Origin of the sequence: Streptomyces lonarensis (assembly GCF_012033735.1) — a bacterium.
Classification (GTDB): domain Bacteria; phylum Actinomycetota; class Actinomycetes; order Streptomycetales; family Streptomycetaceae; genus Streptomyces; species Streptomyces lonarensis.
In genome coordinates this window covers 1-10,688 of record NZ_JAAVJD010000181.1, presented here as the reverse complement: position 1 = coordinate 10,688, position 10,688 = coordinate 1, and the positions used below count along the sequence as shown (strand labels likewise).

The 10,688-nt window shown below is 75.0% G+C and carries 10 protein-coding genes; 6 read left to right on the top strand and 4 right to left on the bottom strand.

Features of this window, described 5'->3' with window-relative positions; genetic code table 11:
• Nucleotides 1-25: 25 nt before the first annotated feature.
• Nucleotides 26-709, bottom strand: a complete 684-nt coding sequence (locus HCN56_RS19210; RefSeq protein WP_167972849.1) for a GntR family transcriptional regulator — start codon at nt 707-709, stop codon at nt 26-28.
• A 163-nt stretch (nt 710-872) separates the two neighbouring features.
• Between HCN56_RS19210 and HCN56_RS19205 the strand changes: the two genes are divergently transcribed.
• A complete protein-coding gene (locus HCN56_RS19205; RefSeq protein ID WP_167972847.1) occupies nt 873-2,039 on the top strand; it encodes an enolase C-terminal domain-like protein in 1,167 nt (388 codons plus the stop codon).
• A gap of 307 nt (nt 2,040-2,346) precedes the next feature.
• Here the strand turns inward: HCN56_RS19205 and HCN56_RS19200 are convergent, their stop codons facing one another.
• Nucleotides 2,347-2,958: a nucleotidyltransferase domain-containing protein gene (locus HCN56_RS19200; RefSeq protein ID WP_167972845.1), complete on the bottom strand. Its 612-nt coding sequence runs from the start codon at nt 2,956-2,958 to the stop codon at nt 2,347-2,349.
• 343 nt (nt 2,959-3,301) lie between these two features.
• Between HCN56_RS19200 and HCN56_RS19195 the strand changes: the two genes are divergently transcribed.
• A complete protein-coding gene (locus HCN56_RS19195; RefSeq protein ID WP_167972843.1) occupies nt 3,302-4,801 on the top strand; it encodes a dihydrolipoyl dehydrogenase family protein in 1,500 nt (499 codons plus the stop codon).
• A gap of 115 nt (nt 4,802-4,916) precedes the next feature.
• Here the strand turns inward: HCN56_RS19195 and HCN56_RS19190 are convergent, their stop codons facing one another.
• Nucleotides 4,917-6,272, bottom strand: a complete 1,356-nt coding sequence (locus HCN56_RS19190) for a pectate lyase family protein (RefSeq protein ID WP_167972841.1) — start codon at nt 6,270-6,272, stop codon at nt 4,917-4,919.
• A gap of 264 nt (nt 6,273-6,536) precedes the next feature.
• On the opposite strand from HCN56_RS19190, the gene HCN56_RS19185 reads away from it, so the two are divergent.
• On the top strand, nt 6,537-7,121 hold the full coding sequence (locus HCN56_RS19185; RefSeq protein ID WP_167972838.1) for a dihydrofolate reductase family protein: 585 nt from the start codon (nt 6,537-6,539) through the stop codon (nt 7,119-7,121).
• Between the two features lie 141 nt (nt 7,122-7,262).
• On the top strand, nt 7,263-8,135 hold the full coding sequence (locus tag HCN56_RS19180; protein WP_167972836.1) for an SDR family oxidoreductase: 873 nt from the start codon (nt 7,263-7,265) through the stop codon (nt 8,133-8,135).
• Between the two features lie 131 nt (nt 8,136-8,266).
• Here HCN56_RS19180 and HCN56_RS19175 read toward each other — a convergent pair whose 3' ends face one another.
• Nucleotides 8,267-9,094 (bottom strand): class I SAM-dependent methyltransferase, encoded by an 828-nt coding sequence (locus tag HCN56_RS19175; RefSeq protein ID WP_167972834.1) that lies wholly within the window; start codon nt 9,092-9,094, stop codon nt 8,267-8,269.
• A 495-nt stretch (nt 9,095-9,589) separates the two neighbouring features.
• Between HCN56_RS19175 and HCN56_RS19170 the strand changes: the two genes are divergently transcribed.
• Together HCN56_RS19170 and HCN56_RS19165 are read left to right on the top strand one after the other, a co-directional pair.
• Complete coding sequence (locus HCN56_RS19170) at nt 9,590-10,312, top strand: TetR/AcrR family transcriptional regulator (protein ID WP_167972832.1); 723 nt, start codon at nt 9,590-9,592, stop codon at nt 10,310-10,312.
• Between the two features lie 93 nt (nt 10,313-10,405).
• The coding region (locus HCN56_RS19165; RefSeq protein ID WP_167972830.1) for a DUF8847 domain-containing protein at nt 10,406-10,688 on the top strand (283 nt) is incomplete at its 3' end.

Below are 10,688 nucleotides of genomic sequence, written 5' to 3'. Positions count from 1 at the left end.
GGGCCGGTGCGACCGGCAGCGGCGGTCAGCCGCGGGCAGCGTCGGCCGCGGCCTCCAGCGCCTCGATCGCACCGGCGGTGAGGCTGAGGGCGACGTGGCCCCGCATCAGCTCCTCCGCTCCGGCGGCGTCGCCCTCGACCACGAGGTCGGCGAGGCGGGCGTGCTCGGCATGGTCGCGCAGCCGGGGCGCGTCACCCTCCGGCAGATGCAGGCCGAACCGCCGGTACCGGTCGGTCTTGTCCCACAGGTCGTCCAGCAGCCGGATCATCACCGGGTTGTGCGAGGCGAGATGGATCGCACGGTGGAAGGCGCGGTGCGCCGTCAACGCCTCCTCGCCGCTGGCGCGGTTGACCGGGAGCAGCTCGTCCTGCGCCAGGCGGAGGGCGATGACGTCCTGGGGGGTGCGCCGCTCGGCGGCGAGCCGGGCCGCGGCGGGGTCCAGGGAGAGCCGCACCTCCAGCAGGTGGCGGGCCTCCTCGGCGCTCATCGCCGCGACGCGGGCGTCCCGGTGGGCGTCGAGGTCGACCAGCCCCTCGCTGCTCAGCCGGCGGGCCGCCTCGCGGATGGGCGTGATGCTCATGCCGAGATCCTCGGCGAGGTCGTACTGGGCCAGTCGGGACCCGGCCGGCAGCGCACCGCTGAGGATGCGGCCCCGCAGTTCGGCGTAGGCCAGATCCGCCTTGCTGGCGAAGACCCCCCGGATGGACACCTCGGCCCGCCTCCTTCCGTGCCCCGACGGCGCGGCGGGCGCCGCGCCCCCGGCCCGGCCGGTGGGTCGGCCAGGGTCTTGACGGGACGTTCGTGGGGCGTGAACCTAGCACGCGGACAATCTTATAAGTTACAACCTGGCGGATCGCCGGGAAGGGGCCTTCATGAGGATCACCGCCGTGCACGAGGGCGTCGTGCCCATCAGCTCCGCGATACGCAACGCCTGGATCGACTTCGGCACCATGGACTGCTCCGTGGTCGCCGTCGTCAGCGACGTCGTCCGCGACGGCCGGCCGCTGGTCGGCTACGGCTTCAACTCCAACGGCCGCTACAGCGCCGGGGAGATCCTGCGCCGCCGCGTCCTGCCGCGACTGCTCGACGCCGAGCCCGGCGCCCTCCTCGACGGGGCCGGCCGGCTGGACCCCGCCCGCGCCTGGGAGGTGATGATGCGCAACGAGAAGCCCGGCGGCCACGGCGAGCGGTCCGTCGCCGTCGGCGTGGTCGACATGGCCCTCTTCGACCTCGCCGCCAAGATCGAGGACGTCCCGCTCTACCGCTACCTCGCCGACCGCCACGGCGACGGCTCCCCCGACACCTCCGTCTTCGTCTACGCGGCCGGCGGCTACTACGCCCCCGGCAGGACCCACGCCGACCTCCGGGACGAGATGCGCGGCTTCCTCGACCAGGGGTACGAGGTGGTCAAGATGAAGATCGGCGGCGCCGACCTCCCCGAGGACCTCCGGCGGATCGAGGCGGTGCTGGACGTCCTCGACGGGGACGGCTCCCGCCTGGCCGTCGACGTCAACGGCCGGTTCGACCTCGCCACCGCGCTGGAGTACGGCCGCGCCATCGAGCCCTACGGCCTCTTCTGGTACGAGGAGGCCGGCGACCCGCTCGACTACCGCCTCAACGCCGTCCTCGCCGAGCACTACCCCGGCCCGCTCGCCACCGGCGAGAACCTGTTCTCCCTCCAGGACGCCCGCAACCTCGTGCGCCACGGCGGCATGCGCCCCGACCGCGACGTGATCCAGGTCGACCCGGCGCTCTCCTACGGACTGGTCGAGTACCTCCGGGTGCTGGAGATGCTGCGCGACCACGGCTGGTCGTCCCGCCGGTGCGTGCCGCACGGCGGCCACCAGTTCTCCCTCCACATCGCGGCGGCGATGAAGCTCGGCGGCAACGAGTCCTACCCCGGGGAGTTCCGCCCCACCGGCGGCTTCGCCGACGGCGCCCGCGTCGAGGGCGGCCGGATCGGGCTGACCGACGCCCCCGGGATCGGCCTGGAGCTCAAGGCCGAGTTCTACCGCGTACTGCGCGCCCTGCACGACTGAGGGCGGGGGCGGGGGACATCCCTTTGACCAGGGCTTCGGTCGGGCTGAACCTTCGGCAGCCCTGTTTGATCGGCCGTTCGGAGGTTCGGAGTACCCGTGAGTCTGTGACGGATCAGCGGGCTGCCGCGTACGCGGCAGCCTCGGGGCGGCTTGCCGTACTGCGCTGGTGTGCCGGGCGCTGGGCTGCTACGGCACCAGCACCATAGGCATCGACGCCGGAGACGGAGACCGCTGGACCGCCGGCAGACCACACCAGGCGACCGAAACGGACCCGGTGAGGAGCCGGCCACGGGGACCGGCCTTGACGTTACGCATGCAGGCGCCTGGCCCAAGGGTGAGGCCCGTACGTCGCGGAGATCGCGTCGACGAGCCAACGCCGTTGCTGATACGTGAGCACGGGCAGCGCGGCATCGAAGTCCTCTTCATCCTCGGGCCGAGGTGCTTTGGCTTTGTAGTAGAGCTGCACGTCCGGGTTGAGATAGGGAACACCGTCGGCCGAAACTGTCCCCAGCGTGCTGATCGGCCTGCGAATCCGGGGGTCACGCCGTGACACCCATTCCTGGCCGAGGGCCTCGTCGACCATGATCTGGATGCGCCAGGGTTCCTCGGCCGCGGGTCGGCACCAGATGTCGTGTACGTCCGGCGACAGCACCTCGTCCAACACCCACGGGCGCAGGATTCCCGGTGGATCGGCGGCCCACCACTCCCAGCCCGCCAAAGCCTGCTGGGCCGCGAGCTGGTCACGCCGGAGCAGCAGGACATCCGTGTCCCCATGGCTCCGGACCCGGCGGCCCACCGCGAGCTCGATCGCCAAGCCTCCTGCCACCCACCAGCAGGAACCCACACCGGAGAACCTCGCGACCAGCTCGCCCGGAGAGGCAGGGTCCCAGCTGCCGAACGGAGGCCCGAGACGTGTCATGCCCTTCATTCTCCCGGGGCTGCCCCTGAGCCGACGCACACCGTCCTTGCCCACAAGCCGTGACGTGCCGGGGGCCGCGAGGCCGTCAGGCCCGGGAACAGGTCAACGGCTCCCGCCAATCTCGTCCCCCGCGCGGCGCGCGGGCGCGGCGCGCGGGTCACCCGGGCGCCGACCGGGTGAGAGATCCGCCGCTCCGGGCGCGCGTGCCACCACCCGCCGCCCGACTCCGGTTCCGTGGCACGGATGGCGCGGGTACCGTCCGCTCCCGGGCACCGGCGTGCGCGGTCCGCGCCGGGCAGGACGTCGGCAGCGCAGAGGTCGTCAGCGCAGAGAGAGGGTCGTCATGGCGGAGGAGCGGGCAGCGGAGACCACCGGGGGCGGCGGGGCGGGCCCCGCGGGGGGTGCGGCGGACCCGGCCGCCGACGTCTACGACGTGGTGGTGATCGGCGCCGGGCCGGTCGGCGAGGTGCTGGCCGGCCGGGTCTCCGAGGCGGGGCTGAGCACGGTGATCGTCGAGAACGAGCTGGTGGGCGGCGAGTGCTCCTACTGGGCGTGCATGCCCAGCAAGGCGCTGCTGCGCCCCGCCGCCGCGCTGGCGGACGCCCGGGCCGTCGCCGGTGCCCGGCAGGCGGCCGCCGGAGAGCTGGACGCGGCGGCCGTCCTGGCCCGGCGGGACGACTTCACCCACGACTGGGACGACTCCTCGCAGGTGGAGTGGCTCGACTCGGTCGGGGTGCCCCTCGTCCGGGGCGTCGGCCGGCTCGCCGGGGAGCTGCGGGTCGCCGTCGAGACCTCCGACGGCAGCAGCCGGGTGCTGACCGCCCGGCACGCGGTCGCGGTGTGCACCGGCAGCCGGGCCCTGGTGCCGGACCTCCCCGGGGTCGCCGAGGCCCGCCCCTGGACCAGCCGCAACGCGACCAGCGCCTCGGAGGTGCCGGCCCGGCTGGCCGTGGTCGGCGGTGGCGTCGTGGGCGTGGAGATGGCCACCGCCTGGCAGGCGCTCGGCTCCCGGGTGACCCTCCTCGCCCGCGGCGAAGCGCTGCTGCCCCGGATGGAGCCCTTCGCCGGGGAGCTGGTGGCGGAGTCGCTGCGCGAGGCGGGTGCCGACGTCCGCACCGGGGCCTCGGTGACCGCGCTGCGGCGGCCGGACCCGGGCGGGCCCCTCACCGTGGCCCTGGCGGACGGCGGCGAGGTGGAGGTGGACGAGGTGCTGCTCGCCACCGGGCGCGGCCCCCGCACCGAGGACCTGGGGCTGGTCACCGTGGGGTTGGAGCCCGGCGACTGGCTCCGGGTGGACGACAGCTGCCGCGTGGACGAGGTCCCGGGCGGCTGGCTGTACGCGGTCGGCGACGTCAACGGCCGCGCCCTCCTGACCCACCAGGGCAAGTACCAGGCGCGGGTCGCCGGGGACGCCGTGGTGGCGCGGTTCCGCGGCGAGACCGCGGCGGGCGGGCGGTGGGGCGCCCACGCCGCCACTGCCGACGACGAGGCCGTCTCCCAGGTGGTGTTCAGCCACCCGGAGATCGCGTCGGTGGGGCTGACGGCCGCGGAGGCCGAGGCGCGCTCCGTGCGGACCCGGGTCGCCGACGCGGACCTCGGCGCCGTCGCCGGTGCCGCGCTCTACGCGGACGGCTACCGCGGCCACGCCCGGCTGGTGGCCGACGCCGACCGGGGCGTCCTCGTCGGTGCGACGTTCGCCGGGCCGGCGGTGGCCGAACTGCTGCACGCCGCCACCGTCGCGGTGGTGGCGGAGGTGCCGGTGCACCGCCTGGCGCACGCCGTCCCCGCCTACCCGACCATCAGCGAGGTCTGGTTGGGGCTCCTGGCGCAGCTGCGGGGCTGACGCCCCGGGGCCGAGGGACGGCGGGGCCGGCACGCCGACCGCCCCGCCCGCGGCGAGCGGGCGGGGCGGTCGGGCGGGTGGCGCGGGGAGGGGCGTCACCCGCCGTCGGCGCGGGTCAGCGCAGGTTGCCGGCGCCGGCGTTCCGCTGCACGTCGCGGGTGGCCTTGGCGACGGGCTCGATCTTCTCGTAGAGCCACGGCGTCCAGCCCACGTCGGTGCCCAGCGGGCCGTCGGGGCGCAGCGCGTTGTGCTCGGCGACGACCTCGACCTGGTGCCGCTTCCCGAAGCCGTTGAGGTAGGTGCCGGTCTCGTGGAGGTCGGTGCCGTTGAAGCGGCGGGCAATGGTCCCGGGGCGGATGTCGCCCTCGAAGTAGTTGTTCGCGGCGTGGATGCTCGACTCCAGGCCGACGCCCCAGGCGTACTCGAAGGGGTAGGCCGCCCGGTCGTTGACCGTGTAGACGTTGTTGTAGACGTGGACCTCGCCGCGGCGGACCCGCGGGGAGCGCTGGAGCACGTTCTCGAACAGGTTGTGGTGGTACGTCACGCGCAGCTTCCCGGGGTCCTCCGGGTGGCTGTCACCGCCGCCGACCAGCATGCCCTTGTCGTAGTCGACGTAGTGGTTGTAGGAGACGGTCACCAGGTCCGAGCCGCGGGTGATGTCCACGGAGCCGTCGTAGACCATGTACGGCCGGCCGAAGTGCTCGGTGTCGGGCCGCCCGCCGCCGCGGTAGGTGTTGTGGTCGAGCCAGACGTTGGTCGAGCTGTGGAGCCAGATCGCGTCGTACTCGGAGTTCCAGTTGCCCTGCTGGCCGTCGGTGGGGTCCCACTGCGGGAAGCAGTCCTCGACAGCCTCGAAGCTGATGTTGCGGATGATGACGTTGCTGACGCCGCGCACGTACATCGCGCCGCCGAGGACCCGCGCGTCCTTGCCGAGCCCCACCAGGGTGGTGTTCGAGGGGATCGAGTACACCGAGTGGGCCGACTGGTTGCGGTAGGAGCGGTCGCGGGCCTCCTCCAGCGGCCCGGAGGGCTCCTCGTCCCAGCCCCAGGTCTCCGGGTCGTAGGCGTCGAGGTAGGAGTCGAGGTCGTACCCGGGGTCGGCGAAGTCGTCGCAGGTGAGGGCGGCGCCGCGGGAGTCGACGTTCATGTCGATGGTGCCCTTGACGTAGATGATCGAGGGCGTGTCGTCGGCGACGTCGCCGAGGGCGGCCAGCAGACTCTCGCGGTCGGTGACGGTGTGGACGTCCTGCGGCGCGGCGGAGGCGCCGCCGCTGGTGCCCGCGCCGTAGGCGCCCCAGCCGTCGCGCGGGCCGAGCGTCTCGTGGCCGAGGTCGGTGCCGCGGGCGGGCCCCTTGGCAGTGGCCGCCGAGGCGGCGGTGCCGCTCGGGGCCGCCGCGGTCACCGCCGGCACGGCCCCGGCGAGGACGACGGCGGCACAGGCACCCACCAGCAGCTTGGATCTGGATCGCATCGGCGGCTCACTCCACATCTCTGCAACAGGTTGCAGCCCGGGCAGCGGGAGCCGGGCCGGATTGGCGGACATGCTGCCGCCGGTCTCCGGAACATGACAAGAGTTATGACCAAGAAATCTGCAAGCGATTGCAGCACCGGGCCGCGCCGACCGGGCCTGCGGCGGGCGCCGGGACCGCGCCCCCGGGCCCCGGCGCGGCACCGCTCCTAGACTGGACGGGCAGGCGAGACCTCCCGGGCGGCGCGGCCGGGTGAGGAGGCTGACATGGCAGGGACCGGACGGTCGCTGGTGGTCGTGCAGAACATCACCCTCGACGGGGTGATCGAGATGGTGGACGGCTGGTTCGACCCGGCCGACGACGCCGGCGGGGACAACGACGACATCGTCGAGGAGCTCCGCGAGCAGATGGCCGCCGAGGACGCGCTGCTGCTCGGACGGAGCACCTACGAGGACTTCCGCGGCTACTGGCCCGGCCGCACCGACGACACCACCGGGGTGGCGGCCCATCTGCACGAGGTCCGCAAGTACGTGGTGTCCAGCTCGCAGCTGGACCCCGGTTGGCACAACGCCACCGTGCTCACCGGCTCCCTCACCGAGAACGTCCTCGCACTGCGGCGCGGCCCGGGGCGGGACATCTGCGTCACCGGCAGCATCTCCGTCACCCACCAGCTGATCGCCGCGGGCCTGGTCGACGAGTACCGGCTCTTCGTGTACCCGGTGGTGGTGGGCCACGGCCGACGGCTCTTCCCGCCGGGAACCGCGCTGCCGCCGCTGCGGCTGGTCAGCTCCCGCGCCTTCCGCTCCGGCGTCGTGCTGCTGGGGTACCGCACCGGGCCCCGCGAGGGGTGACCGACCCACGGCGGGGCGTGACCGGCCGGCGCCGGGCGCGGCGGCCGAATGTCACCCGTTCGCCGCGCCGGGAGACCGCCCCCCGCGACCGCACCGGCCTACAGTCGCGGGGAGGAAGCGCTGACCAGGGAGGCAGGACGGATGTCCGATTCTGAGGGGCGCCGCGGCGCCGGGCCCGGAACGGTGGTGACCGGAGCGACCGGTCGGCTCGGCGGACGCGTCGCCGCCCGGCTGGCCGCGGCAGGCCTCCCGCAGACCCTCCTGGTGCGCGATCCCTCGCGCGCGCCGGACCACTCCGGTGCACAGGTGGTGCGCGCCGGCTACGGGGACCGCCGGGAGCTGGTCGGGGCGCTGCGCGGGGCGACCCGGGTGCTGATGGTCTCGGCGTCGGAGTCGGAGGACCGCCTCGACCAGCACCGGTCGTTCGTGGACGCCGCCGTGGAGGCGGGCGCGGGGCACCTCGTCTACACCTCGTTCCTCGGCGCCGCGCCGGACGCGACCTTCACCCTCGCCCGGGACCACTGGGTGACGGAGCGGTACATCCGCGACAGCGGACTCGCCTACACCTTCCTCCGGGACGGCCTCTACGCCGACTTCATGCCCGGGCTCGTCGGCGAGGACGGCGTGATCCGGGGCCCGGCCGGCGAGGGTGCCGCCTCGGTCGTGGCGCAGGACGACATCGCCGACGCCGCGACGGCCGTCCTGCTCGACGCCCCCGCCCACAACGGCGCCGTCTACGACCTGACGGGGCCGCGGGCGCTGACGCTGGCGGAGGTCGCGGCCGAGCTGTCCGAGGTGACGGGGCGCCGGGTGACCTACCGGCCCGAGACGGTGGCGGAGGCGTACCGCTCCCGGGAGTCCTCCGGGGCGCCCCGCTGGCAGCTGGACGCCTGGGTGTCGACCTACACGGCCATGGCCGCCGGGGAGCTCGCCGCCGTCAGCGACGCGATCCCCCGGCTCACCGGCCGCCCGGCGACCCCGCTGGCGGAGGTGCTGCGGCGCACCGCCGCCTGACCCCGCCGGGGCGTGAGCGGTCCACCGGCTCCCCGGCTCCCCGGGGCGGCCCCGGGGAGCCGGTCCGGGGCCGCACCGCAGCCCCCGGTTCCTCGCACGTCCCGCCCGGCGCTCACCGCCGGGCGGGACGGTCACCGCGGCCGGGAGACGTACAGCTGGGCGCAGAACCAGCCGTCGGTCTCGTGACCGGTCGGGTCGACCCCGGCCTCCACCAGCGTCGTGAGGACCTGCTCCCGCTCCTGCGCCGAGGCGAACCGCCGCTGCCGGAACACCTCCGGGGAGCGGACCGTCTCGTAGCCGGCGGCGGCGAGCCGCTCCGTGACCTCGTCGAACGAGAACATCCGCAGCACGAAGTGCGCCATCCACGGGCGGTGGCCCTGCTCGACGTCGGCGATCTGCGCCAGCGTCCGGTCGGTGACGTAGCCGAAGCAGCCGGTGGAGACCACGAGGTCGGCGGAGGCGAGCGCCGCCCGCTGTGCGCCGGTGGCCCGGTCGCGTTCGAGGTCCGCGTGGACGGTGGCGTCGAGGAACCCCGCGCGGTGCGCGTACGCCAGCGCGGGACCCGAGACGTCCAACCCCGTGAAGCGCACGCCCGCCGTCGCGCGGGCCCGGGCCCGGGGGCGGACCCTGGCCGCCCGCAGGTCCCGGTCCAGGAGCTGTTCGGTGGTGAGGGCGGCGGCGGCCGGGTCGGCGTAGCGGCGGTACAGGTCGTCCATGTCGAGGTCGAGCCGGTACAGCGCGGCGTTGATCCCGTAGGAGCAGCCGACGTCGACCACGTCGACGGTGCGCGCGCCGTGCTCCTCCCGGTAGCGGGAGATCAGCTCCGCGAAGCGCGGCTTGGCCAGCTGCGGTATCCGGTAGTCGAGGGCGCGCAGCGTGGAGAAGTAGGCCCGCGGGTCGGGCCGGTCGTAGATGTGGCCGAGCGAGATCTTTCCGGTGGTGTCGGTGGCGAAGCGCACGGGGCTCACTCCTGGGCGACGGGCCGGGCGGCCGCGGTGGCGGCCCCGGCTGGGGGCCGGCCGCGTGCGGTGCCGGGTCACGGCGGAGCGGCGCGCGGCCGGGGTCCCGGCCGGGGCGGGTCGCCGACGGCCGGTCGGTGCGCGGCTGCGCGGTGGGGCGGGGTGCGGCGTACCGGCGGGCGTACCGGACGCGGTCCCGGCACGGTAACCCCCGAGGGCGGTTCCCGGCCAGAGTGCGTTCGACCCGTGGTCCGGATCGCGGCCGGTCAGCCGGGCGGCGTACCGGGGCGCGCGACGGTTCCCGGCCGGGCCCGCCGCGGCGCACGGGGCGGCCGCGCGGCACGGCGGGACGGGGCGGGCGGGCGCGCGGTCGGCCCGGCCGGGCGGGTGGCCGTCCCCGTGCCCCGGGGGCTCCTACCACGACAGTGGCCGCGACGGGGACGGTAGCGCCGACTCCCTGCTCGGCTGCGGGGGTTGGGGCTACCCTTCACCGTTATGAACACCCGTCACGCCGCCACCGGACCCGCTTACCGCCGGCTGGGCGTGGCGGAGCGCAGGGACCAGTTGATCGCGACGGCGCAGAGCCTCTTCGCGGAGCGGCCCCCGGAGGCGGTGTCGCTGGACGACGTGGCCCGCGAGGCGGGCGTCTCACGCCCGCTGGTCTACCGCTACTTCCCCGGCGGCAAGCAGCAGCTGTACGAGGCGGCGTTGAGCATCGCCGCCGCCGAGCTGGAGAGCTGCTTCGCCGAACCGCACGAGGGGCCGCTCAGCGGGCGGCTGTCCAACGCGCTGGACCGCTACCTGGCCTTCGTGGACGCCCACGGCGAGGGGTTCACCGCGCTGCTCAAGGGCGGCAGCGTGGTGGGGACCTCCCGCACCCACGCCATCGTCGACGAGGTGCGGCGGTCGGCGGTGGCGCAGATCATGGCGCACCTCGGCGCCGACACCTCGCACACCCGGCTGCACATGGCGGTGCGGACCTGGATCACCGCGGTGGAGGCCGCCTCCCTCATCTGGCTCGACGAGGGCAAGGAACCCTCGCTGGACGAGCTGCGCGACTGGCTGATGGACCAGTGCGTCACGGTGCTGGCCGTCACCGGCGGTCGCGACCGGGCGACGGCGGAGCTGCTGCGCACCGCGATGGCGGTCGAGCCGGTGGGCGGCCGGGTGGACGAGCTGGCTGCGCGGATCGCCCCGCTGTTCGCGGCGGTCCGGTAGCCGGTCTCCCGGGCGGCGCGGTGGCGGCCGGTCACGGCCGGGCGGCGCGGTGGCGGCCGGTCACGGCCGGGCGGCGCCTGCCAGACTGAGGGGGTGCGCAGCGAGGACGTTCTCTTCACCGGTGGACCGCTCGACGGCCGGCGGCTGCCGGTGCTGGTCGGGATGACAGGCCGGCCCCCGAAGGTCTACCGGGTGCCGGTCCCGGACGAGGACGGCTCGACGGCGACGGTGCTGGTCTACCGGCTGCGCGCGTCGCGCACCAACCGGCTGGGGCTCCCCGGCGGCTGGCACTACGCGTTCGACCCGTCCGGCCGGCCCCCCGAGGGGCCGCGATGGCCGTGGTCGCGGCCGCGCACCGCGCCGGCCGACGCCGGGG

Coding starts and splice junctions, on each gene's coding strand:
- HCN56_RS19205 (WP_167972847.1), top strand. CDS start 873: ATGAGGATCACCGCCGTGCACGAGGGCGTCGTGCCCATCAGCTCCGCG.
- HCN56_RS19200 (WP_167972845.1), bottom strand. CDS start 2,958: ATGACACGTCTCGGGCCTCCGTTCGGCAGCTGGGACCCTGCCTCTCCG.
- HCN56_RS19195 (WP_167972843.1), top strand. CDS start 3,302: ATGGCGGAGGAGCGGGCAGCGGAGACCACCGGGGGCGGCGGGGCGGGC.
- HCN56_RS19190 (WP_167972841.1), bottom strand. CDS start 6,272: ATGCGATCCAGATCCAAGCTGCTGGTGGGTGCCTGTGCCGCCGTCGTC.
- HCN56_RS19185 (WP_167972838.1), top strand. CDS start 6,537: ATGGCAGGGACCGGACGGTCGCTGGTGGTCGTGCAGAACATCACCCTC.
- HCN56_RS19180 (WP_167972836.1), top strand. CDS start 7,263: ATGTCCGATTCTGAGGGGCGCCGCGGCGCCGGGCCCGGAACGGTGGTG.
- HCN56_RS19170 (WP_167972832.1), top strand. CDS start 9,590: ATGAACACCCGTCACGCCGCCACCGGACCCGCTTACCGCCGGCTGGGC.